This window comes from Brevundimonas sp. (genome assembly GCF_046299535.1).
Lineage (GTDB): Bacteria > Pseudomonadota > Alphaproteobacteria > Caulobacterales > Caulobacteraceae > Brevundimonas.
In genome coordinates this window covers 56,745-72,629 of the sequence record NZ_JBKBIB010000016.1, presented here as the reverse complement: position 1 = coordinate 72,629, position 15,885 = coordinate 56,745, and the positions used below count along the sequence as shown (strand labels likewise).

General features: G+C 67.6%; 16 protein-coding genes. 7 read left to right on the top strand and 9 right to left on the bottom strand.

The features are described 5' to 3' along the window. On the top strand, positions 1–1,438 hold a 1,438-nt coding region (locus ACK4FB_RS13215), incomplete at its 5' end, for a penicillin-binding protein 1A (RefSeq protein ID WP_409753123.1). A 72-nt stretch (positions 1,439–1,510) separates the two neighbouring features. Further along, positions 1,511–2,636, top strand: a protein-coding gene (prfB, locus tag ACK4FB_RS13210; protein ID WP_409753120.1) for a peptide chain release factor 2 whose coding sequence is annotated in 2 segments (ribosomal slippage) — positions 1,511–1,579 and positions 1,581–2,636 — 1,125 coding nt in all. Because the reading frame shifts where the segments join, the coding sequence is not laid out codon by codon here. Between the two features lie 161 nt (positions 2,637–2,797). On the opposite strand, the gene ACK4FB_RS13205 is transcribed toward prfB, so the two are convergent. The 4 genes from ACK4FB_RS13205 to tyrS all read right to left on the bottom strand — a co-directional run bounded on the left by ACK4FB_RS13205 (position 2,798) and on the right by tyrS (position 6,497). Next, complete coding sequence (locus tag ACK4FB_RS13205) at positions 2,798–3,400, bottom strand: polymer-forming cytoskeletal protein (RefSeq protein ID WP_409753118.1); 603 nt, start codon at positions 3,398–3,400, stop codon at positions 2,798–2,800. Then, positions 3,384–4,538, bottom strand: coding sequence for a peptidoglycan DD-metalloendopeptidase family protein (locus tag ACK4FB_RS13200; RefSeq protein WP_409753115.1), 1,155 nt, complete (start codon positions 4,536–4,538; stop codon positions 3,384–3,386). The genes ACK4FB_RS13205 and ACK4FB_RS13200 overlap by 17 nt, the downstream gene beginning before the upstream one ends. A 223-nt stretch (positions 4,539–4,761) precedes the next feature. Then, on the bottom strand, positions 4,762–5,229 hold the full coding sequence (gene bcp, locus ACK4FB_RS13195) for a thioredoxin-dependent thiol peroxidase (protein WP_409753112.1): 468 nt from the start codon (positions 5,227–5,229) through the stop codon (positions 4,762–4,764). An 11-nt stretch (positions 5,230–5,240) separates the two neighbouring features. Further along, positions 5,241–6,497 carry a tyrosine--tRNA ligase gene (gene tyrS, locus ACK4FB_RS13190; RefSeq protein ID WP_409753109.1) on the bottom strand — a complete coding sequence of 419 codons (1,257 nt, stop codon included), beginning with the start codon at positions 6,495–6,497 and terminating at the stop codon, positions 5,241–5,243. 155 nt (positions 6,498–6,652) lie between these two features. On the opposite strand from tyrS, the gene ACK4FB_RS13185 reads away from it, so the two are divergent. Both ACK4FB_RS13185 and ACK4FB_RS13180 read left to right on the top strand, forming a co-directional pair. Further along, positions 6,653–7,234, top strand: a complete 582-nt coding sequence (locus tag ACK4FB_RS13185; protein ID WP_409753106.1) for a DOMON-like domain-containing protein — start codon at positions 6,653–6,655, stop codon at positions 7,232–7,234. After that, positions 7,231–8,433 carry an exo-beta-N-acetylmuramidase NamZ domain-containing protein gene (locus ACK4FB_RS13180; protein ID WP_409753103.1) on the top strand — a complete coding sequence of 401 codons (1,203 nt, stop codon included), beginning with the start codon at positions 7,231–7,233 and terminating at the stop codon, positions 8,431–8,433. Before ACK4FB_RS13185 ends, ACK4FB_RS13180 begins: the two co-directional genes overlap by 4 nt. A gap of 3 nt (positions 8,434–8,436) precedes the next feature. On the opposite strand, the gene ACK4FB_RS13175 is transcribed toward ACK4FB_RS13180, so the two are convergent. Continuing rightward, positions 8,437–9,720, bottom strand: a complete 1,284-nt coding sequence (locus ACK4FB_RS13175; RefSeq protein WP_409753100.1) for an NAD(P)/FAD-dependent oxidoreductase — start codon at positions 9,718–9,720, stop codon at positions 8,437–8,439. Between the two features lie 192 nt (positions 9,721–9,912). Between ACK4FB_RS13175 and tatA the strand changes: the two genes are divergently transcribed. The 3 genes from tatA to tatC are packed head-to-tail and all read left to right on the top strand — an operon-like array spanning position 9,913 to position 11,620. After that, a complete protein-coding gene (gene tatA, locus ACK4FB_RS13170) occupies positions 9,913–10,131 on the top strand; it encodes a twin-arginine translocase TatA/TatE family subunit (protein WP_409753097.1) in 219 nt (72 codons plus the stop codon). A 26-nt stretch (positions 10,132–10,157) separates the two neighbouring features. After that, entirely contained in the window at positions 10,158–10,745 is a 588-nt protein-coding gene (gene tatB, locus ACK4FB_RS13165) for a Sec-independent protein translocase protein TatB (protein WP_409753094.1), read from the top strand. Beyond that, positions 10,742–11,620, top strand: coding sequence for a twin-arginine translocase subunit TatC (gene tatC, locus ACK4FB_RS13160; protein WP_409753091.1), 879 nt, complete (start codon positions 10,742–10,744; stop codon positions 11,618–11,620). Before tatB ends, tatC begins: the two co-directional genes overlap by 4 nt. Here the strand turns inward: tatC and ACK4FB_RS13155 are convergent. The 4 genes from ACK4FB_RS13155 to ACK4FB_RS13140 form a co-directional block, all read right to left on the bottom strand. Further along, positions 11,617–12,666: a patatin-like phospholipase family protein gene (locus tag ACK4FB_RS13155; RefSeq protein WP_409753087.1), complete on the bottom strand. Its 1,050-nt coding sequence runs from the start codon at positions 12,664–12,666 to the stop codon at positions 11,617–11,619. The genes tatC and ACK4FB_RS13155 overlap by 4 nt on opposite strands. 19 nt (positions 12,667–12,685) lie before the next feature. Continuing rightward, positions 12,686–13,546, bottom strand: a complete 861-nt coding sequence (locus ACK4FB_RS13150) for a 3-hydroxybutyrate dehydrogenase (protein ID WP_409753084.1) — start codon at positions 13,544–13,546, stop codon at positions 12,686–12,688. An 84-nt stretch (positions 13,547–13,630) separates the two neighbouring features. Beyond that, positions 13,631–14,404 (bottom strand): peroxide stress protein YaaA, encoded by a 774-nt coding sequence (yaaA, locus tag ACK4FB_RS13145; RefSeq protein ID WP_409753129.1) that lies wholly within the window; start codon positions 14,402–14,404, stop codon positions 13,631–13,633. Positions 14,405–14,468: 64 nt separating this feature from the next. Further along, positions 14,469–15,875 (bottom strand): FAD-binding oxidoreductase, encoded by a 1,407-nt coding sequence (locus ACK4FB_RS13140; protein ID WP_409753081.1) that lies wholly within the window; start codon positions 15,873–15,875, stop codon positions 14,469–14,471. Positions 15,876–15,885: the final 10 nt, after the last annotated feature.

The window sequence follows — 15,885 nt, the reverse complement described above, 5'->3', positions numbered from 1 at the left end:
GCGCCTGGGCAATGTGGATATCGCCGAGGGCTGGCAGGACCGCGCCCAGGAGCGATCCGCTCCGCCCGAGCGCCGGGAATGGCGGGCCGCCGTGATCGAAAGCGTCAACGGCAATACGGTGCGCGTCCGCACCGCGCAGGACAACCAGACCGGCGCCTTGCTGGCCGCCGACGTCAGCTGGGCGCGGGCCGGCGCCGGGCTGGAGGTCGGCGACCTGATCTTCGTTGAACCGCGCGAGGGCGGACAGTTCGCCCTGAAGCAGGTGCCCGCCGTCAACGGCGCCCTGGTGGCCATGGAGCCCCGGTCCGGCCGCGTCCTGGCGATGGTGGGCGGCTACTCCTACGCCCTGTCCAGCTTCAATCGGGCGACCCAGGCGGAGCGGCAGCCGGGTTCTGCGTTCAAGCCCATCGTCTACGCGGCGGCGCTTGAAGGCGACTTCACGCCGTCCAGCATCGTGCTGGACGCGCCTATCTCCTTCCCCGGCGGCGCGGGCGGACGGCCCTGGACCCCAGAGAACTACAGCCGCCAGTATTACGGTCCCCAGACCTTGCGTCGGGGTCTGGAGCTGTCGCGCAACGTCATGACTGTGCGTCTCGCCCAGGCGGTGGGCATGGATAATGTGGTCCAGCTTGCAGCGGACATGGGGGCGGGTGACGGCATGCAGCCGAACCTGTCGCTGTCACTGGGGGCGGGTGAGACGACGCCCTATCGCCTCACCGCCGCCTACGCCGCCTTCGCAAACGGCGGACGACGCGTGAATCCCTATCTGATCGAAATGGTTCAGGACCGGAACGGCCGCACCATCTACCGGGCTGACCAGCGGGACTGCCGCAACTGCGGCCGCGGCTTCGACGGCGGCGCCTCTCCCCGGCTTGCGCCCCGCGGCGAGCAGGTCATCGACCCCATCACCGCCTACCAGATCAGCTCCATGCTTGAAGGCGTGATCCAGCGCGGCACCGGCGTGCGCGCGCGCGGGCTGGGCCGGTGGGTGGCGGGCAAGACCGGCACGACCAATGAGTATCGCAGCGCCTGGTTCGTGGGCTTCACCACCGACATCGTGGTCGGCGTCTTCATCGGCTTCGACGACAACCGCTCCCTCGGGTCCGGCGAGGCGGGGGCGGCTACGGCCGTGCCGGTGTTCATCAACTTCATGACCGAGGCGCTCAAGGAACGGCCCGCCCGTCCGTTCGTGCGTCCGCGCAACGCCATTTTCCGCACCGTCAACGGCATTGAGGAAGCCTTCCGGCCCGGCACCGAGCGGCGCGCCGAGCCCGCGCCCGTGCAGCAGACCTGGGAAGGCCCCCAGGCCTACACCGACGTCCTGCGCCGTGAGGCCGAGGCCCAGCGCCAGGCCCAGCAGCAGCAACAGGCCGCACCTGCGGAACAGGCGCCGGCGCCGCGCCGCGAACCGGCCGAGGACTTGAGCGGGCTGTACTGACCGACTAGATGACCTTTCTTCCGCCGCCCGAATCCTCGGGCGGCGCACCTGTTTTCGCTTCGGAGTGATGCGATGAGACCGGATGTCGAGGCCGCCAAGGCTGACATCGAGCAGAGCCTGGCTCTGCTCAGGAGGCGTCTTTGACTGGGAGCCTGCCCTTCGAAAACTCGACGAGCTGAACGCCCGCGTCGAAGACCCGACCCTGTGGGACAACCCTGACCAGGCCCAGGCCCTCAGCCGCGAACGCTCGCGGCTCGAGGCCCAGATCAACGCTGTCCGCGAGATGGAAAACGGCCTGGAAGAGGCCGTGATGCTGTCCGAAATGGCGGATGAGGAAGGCGATGAGGCCGCGCTCGAGGACGCCCGCGCCAGCCTCAAGACCATCAAGGATCGCGCGGCCCGCGCCGAGCTGGAAGCCCTGCTGTCCGGCGAGGCCGACGGCAACGACGCCTATCTGGAGGTCAACTCCGGCGCCGGCGGCACCGAATCCAACGACTGGGCCGGCATGCTGCTGCGCATGTACAGCCGCTGGGCGAAAGCCCGGGGCTATGAGGTGGAGATCCAGGAAGAGACCGACGGCGAGCAGGCGGGCGTCAAGTCCGCGACCATCCAGATTTCGGGCCCCAACGCCTATGGCTGGCTGAAGTCGGAGTCCGGGGTGCACCGTCTGGTGCGCATCAGCCCCTTCGACTCGGCGGCCAAGCGGCACACCTCCTTCGCCTCCATCGGGGTGTCGCCGGTGGTGGACGACACCATCGAGATCGACATCAATCCGTCTGACGTGCGCACCGACACCTACCGGGCCTCCGGCGCCGGCGGCCAGCACATCAACAAGACCGATTCCGCCGTGCGGCTGACCCACGTGCCCACCAACACGGTGGTTGCGTGCCAGGCCGGGCGCTCACAGCACCAGAACCGCGAGCAGGCCTGGAAGATGCTGCGTGCGCGGCTCTACGAACTGGAGCTTCAGAAGCGCGAGGCCGCCGCCCAGGCGCTGGCCGACGCCAGGACCGACATCGGCTGGGGCCACCAGATCCGCAGCTACGTCCTGCAGCCCTATCAGATGGTCAAGGACCTGCGCACCAACGTCGAGACGTCCGACACCGACGGCGTCCTGAACGGCGATCTGGACGCCTTCATGGGCGCCGCCCTGGCCGCGCGCGTGGGCGACAAGCGGGGCGAGGCGGCCGAAGACTGACATTGTTCTCCCTCCCTGTCTCGGGGAGGGGGCTGAGCCAGAGGCGAAGCGGGTGGGTGCGCTTCGGCAAGTCAGCCGTACACATATCGCCGAGCCCTCACCACCCGGCCGTCGCTAAGCGCCGACCGCCCTCCCCGAACGGGGAGGGAGAACGTGTTGATTTAAGCCGGGGCCTTGGCCTGGAACGGCTGGATGGTCTGCTCGCCGGATGGGGCGGATTCGGCGGCCTGCGCCGGTGTGCCGCCGGGTGCGGCTGAGACGGGTGCAGGCGCGGAGACTGGCGACGGCGCGGCCGAAGGCGCTGCGTCCCGGCGGCCCTGAATGCAGCGGCCCTGGAAGTAGGCGCCCACATCGATCGAAAGTTGTTCGTGGGTGATGTCTCCATCCACATAGGCGGTGCCGAGCAGCTTGACCTGCTTGCCGTTCACCCCCCCGACGATGCGGCCGCGCACTTCCACATAATCCGCCGAGACATTGCCCTCGACCGCGCCGGTCTCCCCGACGATCAGGCGGCCGACGCGCAGGTCGCCCTTGACCGTGCCGTCCACCTGCAGGTCGCCGGCGCCGGAAACATTGCCTTCGAACGTCAGGTCGGCGGACAGGGTGGACAGCCCCTTGCCTGTCGGAACCTGCGACGGGATCGAGGTCGATGGCTGGGGCGCGGGCTGTCGCCGGGCCTGGGCGGGGGAGGGCAGGTCCGGCAGGGGCGGGATGGGCTCCGCGGAACGCAGGGGTTTGGCGGCGGGCTTAGTCTTGTTGAACAATTTGCTCTCCGGCTCTCAGGAAGCGGGCGGGATTCTGGGGTCGACCGTCCATCCACACCTCGTAGTGCAGATGGACCCCCGTGGAGCGCCCGGTGGTGCCCATGCCGCCGATCCGGTTGCCGACGGAGATCCGCTGGCCGGTCTGGACGGCGATGGTGTGCAAGTGGGCGTAGCGGGTCTTGAACCCGCCGCCATGGTCGATTTCGACAGTGCGGCCATAGCCGCCGCGCACGCCCGCGAAGGACACCACGCCCGGCGCCGTGGCCAGGATCGGCGTGTTGGCCGGGGCGGCGAAGTCCTGACCCTGATGCAGGGCCGGACGACCGTTGAAGGGATCAAACCGCACGCCGAAGCCTGACGTGGTCCGCGCTGCGCGCACCGGACGGCCGAAGGGCAGGCGCCCGGCGGAGTCAGCCAGGCTGCGCATATCCGACAGACCTTCGGCGGCGTTGCGGATGCGCACCGCGAACGCCTCGTCCACGTCCAGAACAGCGGCCAGGGCCCTGGGGTCGCGGGCCTCCACCAGAGGACCGCCCAGGGCTGTGCTTGTAGCGGCGTAGGCCGACGGGTTCAGTCCCGCCAGCCGGAAAGCCAGACGCAGCCGTTCGGCGCGGTTCTGCGCGAAGTCCTCGGCGCGCGCGATCAGGCGCTCCTGGTCCGTCTGGACCGAGGCGATGCGCCGGATCGGGGAATTGGTGTCGGGGTCCAGGGGGCGGGCCGGGGCCAGAACCTCTTCGGCGCCCGCAATGCCGTTGAACATGCCCATCACCTGGGTCAGGGCGGCGTGGCGCCGCTCGACCATCTGGGCGGTTTCCTCCAGGGATCCCGTGGTGGCGGACATCCGGATGACTGCGCTTTCCAGGCGGGCCTGGAGGTCGGCGTTGACCCTTTCGGAGGCGGCCCGGCTGCGGGCGATCTCGGCTTCGGCCCGGCTTTCGGCCAGGGCGCCGAGCATGAAGCCGCCCGTGGAGAGCACCATCCAGCCGCCCATCACCGTGGCGACGCCCGCCATGAGCATCTGACGGCCCGTCGTCAGCACATAGCCCCGGGTCTCCCCGTCGCACCTGAGATAGAGATGCCGTTCAGGAAAGATTCGCTCGACAAGCTGCGAGAGGCGAGAAGCGAAAGTCCTAATCATCAGTTAACGTCCCCCAACGTCAGGCCGTGTTTATCTGTGAACACTTCACCCCGTGCAAGGGAGTCCACGTCCTGGACCGTCTTGAGGCGTCAGGATTCACCGCCGGCGATGTTGATCGGGGTTAACTTCGCCTGTCGCGTGTATTGGCCGGACAGATTTCATCAACCAACGATCTGTCAACCATTATGAATGGAGAACGTAACGCGGCTGTGAAGGGACGAAGTCAGGTCGCGTTCACCGCGTCCAGAACGGCCTGGGCATGGCCCGGAACCTTCACCTTGCGCCAGATCCGCCGCACCTGGCCCTCCGGGTCGATCAGGAAGGTGGTGCGCTCGATACCCATGAACTTGCGGCCGTACAGGGTCTTTTCGCCCCAGACGCCGTACCGTTCGCACACGTCGCCGCCGTCGTCCGACGCCAGGGTGACGTTCAGCTCGTGCTTGTCCTTGAACCGATCCAGCTTCTTGACCGGATCCTTGGACACTCCCACCACGACCGCGTTGACGCGCCCGAAGGCCGTCTTCATGGCCGAGAAATCCTTGCTCTCGCTGGTGCAGCCGGGCGTGTCCGCCTTGGGATAGAAGAACAGCACCGCCCACTGGCCCTTCAGTCCGCCCAGGGTGATCCGGCCGCCTCCGTCCGTGGCCATATCGAATTCAGGGGCCGGGGCGCCTTCAATGATCTCAGTCACCTTGTTCTCCATCAGACCGGTCGCACCAGAACGATCTTCTTCTTGCCTGCGGCCAGCTTAAGCACGCCATCGGGGTTGATGTCGCCCGCTTCGAGCACCCGCGCGCCGTCCTTGATCGCCTCATCGTTCAGGCGCAACCCGCCCCCCTGGGCCAGCCGCCGGGCCTCGCCATTGGACTGGGTCAGGCCGGCGCGCGTCGTCACCGCCGCGATCATGGCGCCGACAACCTCGTCGCGGGGCAGTTCGACGGTGGGCAGGTCTTCGGACAGACGGCCCTGCTCGAAGGCGGCCTCAGCCGCCGCGCGGGCGGCGTGGGCCGCCTCGGCGCCATGCAGCATGGTCGTTGCGGCGTCGGCCAGGGTCTTCTTCGCCTCATTGATCCCGGCGCCTTCCAGCGCTTCCCAGCGGGCGATGTCCTCGTCGGACAGGTCCGTGAACAGCCGCATGAAGCGGCCGACGTCGCCGTCCTCGGTGTTGCGCCAGTACTGCCAGTAGTCATAGGGGCTGAGCTGGTCGGCGTTCAGCCAGACGGCGCCGCCCACGGTCTTGCCCATCTTCTGGCCCGATGCGGTGGACAGCAGCGGGGTGGTCAGGCCGAAGGCCGGCTTCTGGTCCACGCGCCGGATCAGCTCCACCCCGTTGACGATGTTGCCCCACTGGTCCGAGCCGCCCATCTGCAGCACGCAGTCGGCCCGCCGGTTCAGCTCCAGGAAATCGGTCGCCTGCATCAGCATGTAGTTGAACTCGAGGAACGTCAGCGGCTGCTCGCGCTCCAGCCGCAGCTTGACGGAATCGAAGCTGAGCATGCGGTTGACGGTGAAGTGGGTGCCGTACTCGCGCAGGAACTCCAGATAGCCCAGCTTCGACAGCCACTCGTCGTTGTCGAGCATGATCGCGTCGGTCGGGCCGTCGCCAAAGGTGAGGAATTTCTCGAACACGCCGCGGATGCCGGCGATGTTTTCGGCGATACGCTCGTCGGTCAGCAGGGGCCGCTGGGTGTCCTTGAAGCTGGGGTCGCCCACCTTGGTGGTGCCGCCGCCCATGAGCACGATGGGCTTGTGGCCGGCCTGCTGCAGGCGGCGCAGCAGCATGATCTGGATCAGGTGTCCCACGTGCAGGCTGGGGGCCGTTGCGTCGAAGCCGATGTAGCCCGTGACCACGCCCGAGGCCGCCGCCGCATCCAGCTCTGCCGGATGGGTGACCTGATGGATATAGCCCCGCGCCTGCATGGTGCGGAGAAACTCGGACTTGAAGGCGGTTTCGGTCATGGTCAAAGCGGCTTGAGCATAAGGGAGCAGGGCCTGTAGCACGACGCGCGCGCATCGTTGAAGGTCATGACTTTCACCGCCTGCTTTCAGGGCGTGTTAAATTGGGCCGGCTGGGGCGCGCGCAGTGTGCGGCCGGGGCTGTGGGGGAGGGGATCATGGGCCGGATTTCGGACAATTCGGACAATTCGGACACTGTTTTTTCCGGCGCGGAGTCCGAAACCGTGATCGCGCTGATCCCGCATCCGTCGACGCCGTCCGCCGGACTGCAGATTCACGTCCAGGCGCGCCGCAGGGACGGCGTCGTCAGCCTTGAGTATCGGGTGACCGGTCCGGTCGCCGCCGTCCGGCTGCCCGATCCCGCGGCGAGGGTGCGCACCGACGGCCTGTGGCGCACAACCTGCTTCGAGGCGTTCGCCGGGCGAAAGGCGGGCTATGCGGAGTACAATCTGTCGCCTTCCGGCGCCTGGGCGGCCTACGGGTTCGAGGGTTATCGCGAGGGCATGCAGCCGCTTGAGCAGGCCGCGCCGATGATCGTGATGCGCCAGACCGCAGAGACCGTCGTCCTCACCGCCGACGTCACCCTGCCCGCCGATGCGGACGGGCGGATCGGGCTGACGGCCGTCATCGAAACCCTGGACGGCGCGATCAGCTACTGGGCGCTGGCGCATCCGGCGGAAAAGCCCGACTTTCACCATCCCGACTCATTCATTCTGATCCTGCCCGAGACCTGCGCATGACATTCGGCCTCGACCGCCTGCTGTCCGACCCCGACCTGCGCCGCGACCTGAAGGGGCGAAAGGTGGCGCTGCTGGCCCATCCGGCCTCGGTGACGGCGGACCTGACCCATGCGGTGGACGCCCTGGCGGCCTGTGACGACATCACGCTGACCGCCCTGTTCGGTCCCCAGCACGGCATGAAGGGCGACCTTCAGGACAATATGATGGAGAGTCCGGACTACCGCGATCCGGTCCACGGCGTGCCGGTGTTCAGCCTCTATGGCGAGGTCCGCCGTCCGAAGGACGAGTGGATGGAGACGTTCGACGTCATCCTGATCGACCTCCAGGATCTGGGCTGCCGCATCTACACCTACGTCACCACATTGCTCTATGTGCTTGAAGCAGCAGAGAAACATGGCAAGTCGGTGTGGGTTCTGGACCGGCCCAATCCCGCCGGGCGGCCGGTGGAAGGGCTGACCCTTCGTCCCGGCTGGGAGAGCTTCGTGGGCGCGGGCCCCATCCCCATGCGCCACGGCCTTACCATGGGCGAGCTAGGTCAATGGTTCATCCATCACTTCAGGATCGACGTGGACTATCATGTCGTCACGATGGAAAACTGGTCGCCGGATCAGGCGCCTGGCCACGGCTGGCCGCTGCTGGAGCGGGCCTGGGTGAATCCCAGCCCCAATGCGCCCAACCTGTCCATGGCCCGGGCCTATGCCGGCACGGTTATGCTGGAAGGGGCGACCCTGTCGGAGGGGCGGGGCACCACCCGGCCGCTGGAGCTGTTCGGCGCCCCCGACATCGACGCCCGCGCCGTGATCGCCGAAATGCAGGCGCTGGCCCCTGAATGGTTGGCCGGCTGCGTGCTGCGCGACATGTGGTTCGAGCCCACCTTCCACAAGCACGTCGGCCAGCTGTGCAGCGGCGTCCAGATCCATGTGGACGGCCCGCATTACGACCACGCCGCCTTCCGCCCGTGGCGGGTGCAGGCGCTGGGCTTCAAGGCGATCCGGCGGCTGTATCCCGACTACGACCTGTGGCGGGACTTCCCCTATGAGTACGCCTTCGGAAAGCTGCCCATCGACGTCATCAACGGCGGTCCTGCCCTGCGCGAATGGGTCGACGACGCCGGGGCTGCGCCCGCCGATCTGGACGCCCTGACCCTGCCGGACGAGGCGGCGTGGATCGAGGAGCGGCGGCCGTTCCTGCTGTACTGAGGCTCAGTGCAGCTTGAGCCGGCCCGATATGCGGTTGTGCACTAGCCGCGCCAGCGCCAGCACCGCCGTCCGCACAGGGCCCAGAATGCGCCGGTGGTGGTCCAGGTGCAGGGACATATAGGCCCAGCGGGCCGTCAGCCCCTCAATGAAGAACCGGTCCCCCAGCAGCCCGCCCATCAGGGATCCCGCCGCCTCGTCGTCGCCCAGCGCCACAAGCGAACCCCGGTCGCGATAGACGAAGCCCTTGCCGTGTGACCGCCCCTGCGCATCGGCCAGCAGGGCCTCGCTCAGATAATCCGCCTGCTGGGCCGCCGCCTGGGCGCGAGCGGGGATAGCGCGGCCGTTCGCGCCGGGCGTCTCGGCGCAGTCCCCCATGGCCCAGACGCCCGGCGCCGAGGTGCGCAGGCGGTCGTCGGTGATGAACTGGTTCAGCTTGCCGGTCCTGAGGCCGAAGGTGGTGTTCCGCTCATCCGCCTTCACCCCGGCGGCCCAGACGATCAGGTCCGCAGGAACCTCGCCCTGTGACGTGTCCAGCCCATCCGCGCGCACCCGTTCCACCTTCGTGTCGGTCATGACCCGCACGCCCTTGTGGACGAGGGCGGCCGTCGCCTGGCCGGCCACCCGGTCCGGCAGGCCGCCCAGGATGCGCGGCGCCATTTCCACGATGGTGACCTCCAGCCGGAACTGTTGATCGTGGGCGAGGGCCTCCTGAAAGGCGTCGTGGGCTTCCAGCAGCTCGGCCGACAGCTCCACTCCGGTGGCTCCCGCCCCGACGATGGCGATCCTCAGCACGCGCTCATCGGAAAAGGCCGTGGCCATGAAGGCGGTGGTCAGCCGCTTCTGGAAGTCGCGCGCGTCGTCGGTGTCCTCCAGCAGGCGGGCATGCTCGGCGGCGCCCGGCGTGCCGAACAGGTTTGAACCGCTGCCGGTGGCCAGTACAAGCCGCTCGAACCCCAAGACCCGCTCCGGCACGATCACCTTGCCATCCGGGTCGCGCATCTCCGCCAGCGTCAGGCGCTTGCCCTCCACATCCAGCCCCGACATGTCGCCCAGGCTGAACTTGAAGGAGTTACGCCGGGCCAGCATGGGGTACGACAGCCCCTCCTGATGGGCGTCCAGGGTCCCGGCGGCGATCTCGTGCAGACTGGGTTTCCAGATATGGAGCGGCGTCCGGTCGATCAGCAGGACCCGTCGCCGCCCGTCCCGTCGTTCCAGTCTGCGCCCCAGTCGGGCCGCCAGCAGCAGGCCGCCGGCGCCGCCGCCGACGATGACGAAATCCGCATCCATGTGGGTCCCCGTTTTCTGGCTCGTCTCAAGGTCATTTAACGCACGGCTCGCCGGTCGGTGCGATCCGGACCGGGATAATATGCCGCGACGCCGTGATGGATTTCTTGGCTTGCCCCCGGGCGATGTCCTATATGATCGCCTGTAGTTCGCGTCGGCATACCGCCGCCGCTTTCGAAGCAGAGACGAGACCTCATGCAGCCCGGCATCTGGCAGATCATCATCATCGCGGTCATCGTGCTGCTGCTCTTCGGCGGCCGTGGCAAACTGTCGGGCCTTATGGGCGACGCCGCCAAGGGCATCCGCGCCTTCAAGGACGGCCTGTCCGGCGGCGACGATGACAAGAAGCCCAACGAGACCCCGGCCGGCACCTTGCCGCGCACCGAGGCCGAAAAAGACGAAGCCCAACGCTGACCGCGTTCGCGCAGAGGGCTTGATTCATGGGCGGCTTGGGCCCCGGCATAGGCGCCACCGAACTTCTGTTGATCGGCATCATCGCGCTCATCGTGGTGGGGCCGAAAGACCTGCCGCTCCTGATGCGGCGGGTTGGCCAGTTCATGAACAAGGCGCGCGGCATGGCGGCCGATTTTCGCGCCAGCTTCGATGAGATGGCGCGCCAGTCCGAGCTGGACGACCTTCGCAAGGAGGTCGAGGCCCTGCGCACCGGCCAGATGGCGAAGCCGCTCGGAGCCGAAACCGAGGCTGCCTTCCGCCAGATCAGCGAGGACCTGAACAAGCCGGTGGTGCCCACAAGCTACGGAGCTTCGGATCCCCCCGCCCAGCCCGCGCCCCCCGCGATTCCGGCGCCGGTTGCGGCTGAGCCCGCCCGGTCCGCAGCCGCCCCGGCCAAGGCCCCGAGCGCCGCAAAGATCACAGCTGCGAAGCCGAAGACCAAGGCGACGACGAAAGCCAAACCCAAGACCGCGACCGCCAGGTCCACGCCGGCCAAGCCCGTGGCTGCATCCGCCGCCAAGGCCGCGCCCCGTCGCAATCCCGCAGCGAAGAAGACCCCGGAGGCTGGATCGTGAGCCGCCCCGAGGACGACGAAGCCGAGATCGAATCCTCCCGCGCGCCGCTGCTGGAGCACCTGACCGAGCTGCGCAGCCGCCTGCTTGTCTGCGTGGCCGCCTTCATCCTCGGTTTCATCCTGTGCTTCGCCTTCGCCGGGCCGCTGTATGTCTTTCTGGTCAAGCCGTTCGCCGCCGCCTTCGCCCTGCACGAGGCGTCGGGCGGGCAGGGGGTGTCGCCCATCGACCTGATCCTGGCCACGGCCGGGATCACGCCGCTGCCGGAAGGCGGCTCGGCCGTTGGCCTGATCTCCACCGCGCCGCTGGAATTCCTGATCACCAAGATCAAGCTGGCGGCCTTCGGCGCCATCGTCATCACCTTCCCGATCCTGGCCTGGCAGGTCTACGGCTTCGTGGCGCCGGGCCTTTACCGCAACGAGCGCAAGGCCTTCCTGCCGTTCCTTCTGGCCGCGCCCATCCTGTTCCTGATCGGGACGGCCATGGTCTATTTCATCATGCTGCCCTTCGTCATGTGGTTCTCGCTCAGCCAGCAGATCGCCACGGCCGAGGTGTCGGTGGCCCTGATGACGCGGGTGTCGGACTATCTGAACCTGGTCACGGCCCTGCTGCTGGCCTTCGGCCTGTGCTTCCAGCTGCCCGTGGTCATGACCCTGCTCGGTCTGGCCGGTATCGTCAGCGCCGAGGCTCTGTCGAAGGGGCGCAAATACGCCATCGTCGGCATCTTCGTGGTGGCCGCGTTCGTGACGCCGCCGGATCCCGTGAGCCAGAGCATGCTCGCCTTCCCGCTGATCATTCTCTACGAGATATCGATCTGGTGCGTGCGCCTGATCGAGACGCGCCGCCGTCGCGAGGACGAGGCGGCTGCAGCGGCCTAGAGAAACCGCTTCATGTCCATGCTGGACCGCTCGCCCACGGCGGGCAGGCAGTTCTGAAGCCAGTGGTCCGCAGCCTCGCGGCCCCGCGCCTTCAGGTCCAGCAGGAAGGTCCATTCGGTGTTGAACTTTGACCCCAGCGACAGATCGTCCAGATGCCCGTCCGCCGACACGGCGTGCAGCAGCATGTGGCGATAACGGCCCCGCGCCGTCTCGGTCAGCTGGCCTTCCTCGATCAGTTCCTGCACGAAGGCCACGGCGCGCAACTCGGCGGTGAGCGGCGCATTGAAGGCGATCTCGTTCATGCGATCCATGATCTCGCCGGGCGCCCGGGGCGTATCCTCCCGCTCGAACGGATTTAGCGGCAGCAGCAGGATGTCGTCGGGCGTGTCATCGTAGAACAGCGGCCACAGCGCCGGATTGGCCAGATAGCCGCCGTCCCAGTAGGGCTCGCCGTCGATGGTCACCGCCTGGAACAGATGCGGCAGGCAGGCCGAGGCCATCAGCACCTCGTCGCTGATCTCGTTCGACGTGAAGATGCGCGCCCGCCCGTGCTTCACCGCCGTCGCCGACACGAACAGCTTGATCGGCGAGTTGTGCACGGCCTCGAAATCGATCGAGGCGTCTATGACGCGCTTCAGCGGGTTCAGATTGAAGGGATTGAAATCATAGGGACTGGACGACAGGGCCAAGGCCTTGAACGAGCGCCAGAACGGCGTCTCCTTCAGCCAGCCCGGATTGGTCATGGCGTTCCACACGCCGCTGTCGCCGAAGACGTTGCGGCCGCCGGACTGGTTGGTTTCGCGCCAGAGCTTGTCTAGGGCCTCGCGGGCGCCGTCCCGCCCGTTCGCCGCCATACCTGAAATCAGCGCCGCGCCGTTCATGGCCCCGGCCGAGGCGGCGGTCACCGCCTTGATGTCCAGCCGCCCGTCTTCCAGCAGCCGGTCAAGCACGCCCCACTGGAACGCCCCGTGGGACCCGCCGCCCTGAAGCGCCAGACAGACGGCCCGGAGCCGGTTCGGATCGGAGGGTTTTTTCCGCTTCAGCAAGCCTAGCCCTCCGATGGGGTCACTGGGCGGTCCAGCCGCCGTCGATGGAGAAGCTGGCCCCGTTGGCCGAGGCCCCAAGGTCGCTGACCAGATACAGGAAGATGCCCGCCAGTTCGTCGGTGGTCACGAACCGCCGCGTGGGCTGGGACTTCAGGATCACTTCGGCCAGAACCTTCTCGCGCGGAATGCCGCGGGTGCGGGCCTGATCGGCGATCTGCTTTTCGACGATGGGCGTCTCGACAAAGCCGGGGCAGATGGCGTTGCAGGTGATGTTCTGCTCGGCCAGTTCCAGCGCCACGGTCTTGGTCAGGCCGATGACGCCGTGCTTGGCGGCCACGTAGGCGGATTTGTAAGGGCTGGCCACCAGCCCGTGGGCCGAGGCCACATTGATGATCCGCCCGCGCCCCTGCGCCTTCATGATCGGGACCGCCGCCCGGATCGCATAGAAGGCGGACGACAGGTTGATGGCGATGATCTGCTCCCACTTGTCGGCGGGGAACTTGTCGATGGCCTCCACATGCTGGACGCCCGCGTTGTTCACCAGAATGTCCAGCCGGCCCAGATCGTGTTTGGCGAAGGCGACCATGTCGGCCACCTCGCTGCCGTTGCGCATGTCGGCGGCGTGATAGCGGACTTTCACCCCATAGGCGGCTTCCATGCCGGAGCGGGTGCGCTCGATTTCGGCCGGGTCGCCCAAGCCGTTCAGCACCACATCGCCGCCCCGGGACGCCACCGCGCGGGCCAGCGCAAGGCCGATCCCCGACGTGGAGCCCGAAATCACAGCCGCCTGACCCTTCAGGTCGTTGACGTCGGCGTTGAAGGGACGCGGCGCATCCTTCGCCGTGTCGGAGCCGGAGATGCCTTTCAGCCACTGAAACATGCGGGGTCTTCCATCCTGCCGGCGAGTCGCCCGCCGGTTCTTCAGGTCAATCTAGCGACACTCTGCGCCGGTGGCGACAGGGCGTCAGGATTTTCCCGGTCTGGTGAATATCCAGTCGTTCTCGCTGGATGCAGCCTTGTCAAAGCTATAGCCCTCAAGGTCGAAGCCCTTCAGATCCGAGGCCCGCTCAACGCGGTTGTCGATGGCCCAGCGCGCCATCAGGCCCCGCGCCTTCTTGGCGAAGAACGAGATGATCCGGCTCTCGCCATCACGAAGCTCGCGGAATTGGGGCGTGATCACGGGCAGCTTCAGGGCTCGCGCGTCCACGGCGCCGAAATATTCCTGGCTGGCCAGGTTCACCAGCGACGGATCGGCCTGCCCCTCCGCGTCGGCGTTCAGGCGTTTGGCGATGCGGTCGCCCCAGAAGTCGTACAGGTTCGCGCCCCGCTCGGTGCGCAAGCGCGTGCCCATCTCCAGACGATAGGGGTGGATGGCGTCCAGCGGCCGCAGCAGGCCATACAGGCCCGACAGTATGCGCAGGTGATCCTGCGTCCATGTCAGCGCCTTGTCGTCCAGTTCGCGGGCCTTGAGCCCTTCATAGACATCTCCGGCGAAGGCGAACGCGGCGGGCAGGGCGCCCTCTTCGCTGTCCGGGTCAAAGGCCTGGAAGCGTTCGTGATTCAGATCCGCCAGCGGCTTGGAGATGTCCATGAGCCGACGCAGGTCCGCGCGTGTAAGCTTGCGCGTGACTTTGGCCAGTTCGGCGATGTCGGTATCGAAGCGCGGTCGGGTGGGCTGGATCGCCGTCGGGGCTTCGGAATAGTTCAGACGCTTGGCGGGCGACAGGACGATAAGCAAAGGCACGGCCTCCGGAGGTTTCGGGGCAGATAGGCCGTGCAGCCTCCGATTGGAACCTTGAGGCTCAGAAAAGCACCGACGGGTTCATGATCCGCTGTGGGTCGAGGGCGGCGCGCACGGCCCGCATGGCGGCCACTTGAACCGGATCCTTGTAGCGTAGCGCCTCTTCGGTCTTCAGGCGCCCCAGACCGTGTTCGGCGGAGATGGAACCCTCGAGTTCGCCGACGATGTCGTGGACGATTCGCGCGCCCTCGTCCTTGCGTGCGGCGAAGGCTTTCGGGTCTTCGCCTGCGGGCGGGACAACGTTGTAGTGCAGGTTGCCGTCGCCCAGATGCCCGAACGTCACCAGCCGGATGCCCGCGAATTGCGCGTTCAGCGCCGCGTGGGCGCGCTCGACAAATTCCGGCAGGGCGGTCAGGGGCAGGGAGACATCATGCTTCCATCCGCCGCCCGCCGCCTTCTGGGCCGCCGACATCTCCTCGCGCAGCCGCCAGAACTGGGCCGCCTGCGCCGCGTTCTGGGCCATGGCCGCATCCGAGATCAGGCCGCGCTCGAAGGCGTCTTCCAGAATGCGCCCCATCCCGCGTTCAGCCGCCCCCGGTTCGCCGGCTGCCAGTTCGATCAGCACCGCCCACGGGCTGGGCGTATCCAGCGGATCACGGGTGTCGGGGATGTGGGCCAGACAAATCTCGATCCCCTGCCGGTTCATCAGCTCGAACGCCTCGACGCCCCCGCCGGTCTCGGCCTTGGCCACCGCCAGCAGTTCCAGCGCCGCAGCCGGCGTCTCCAGCCCGACCACCGCCGTGGCCCGCGACCGCATGACGGGAAACAGCTTCAGCGCCGCCGCGGTCACAATGCCCAGCGTGCCCTCGGCGCCGATCAACAGGTGCTTGAGGTCATAGCCGGTGTTGTCCTTGCGCAGCCGCTTCAGTCCGTGGAAAATCTCCCCGTTGGGCAGCACCGCCTCCAGCCCCAGCACCAGATCGCGCGCCACGCCGTAGCGCAGCACCGCCGTACCGCCGGCGTTGGTGGAGATCACGCCGCCCACCGTCGCGGTGCCTTCGGCCGCGAGGCTGAGCGGAAAGAAGCGATCCGCCGCCGCCGCCGCATCCTGCGCCTCCTTCAGCGTCAGCCCGGCCTCCACCACCAGCACGTCTTCCAGTGGCAGCACCTGTCGCACCGCCCGCATTCGGGTCAGCGCGATCAGAACCTCGCCGTATGGAATCTGGCCGCCCACCAGTCCGGTGTTGCCGCCCTGGGGCGTGATGGCCACGCCCTCGCGGGCGCAGACCGCCACGACCCGCGCCACCTCTTCGGTGGAGCCGGGGGTCAGAAGGATCGGGGTGTCGCCCTCCCAGGCGCCGCGCCACTCGACCACGCGCGGCGCGATCAGGTCCGCATCCTGCGTCCAGCCTTTCGGGCCGAGGATGGATTTCAGTTCGTCGATGACGGCGGGGGAGGGTGCGGGCATGGACACGCTT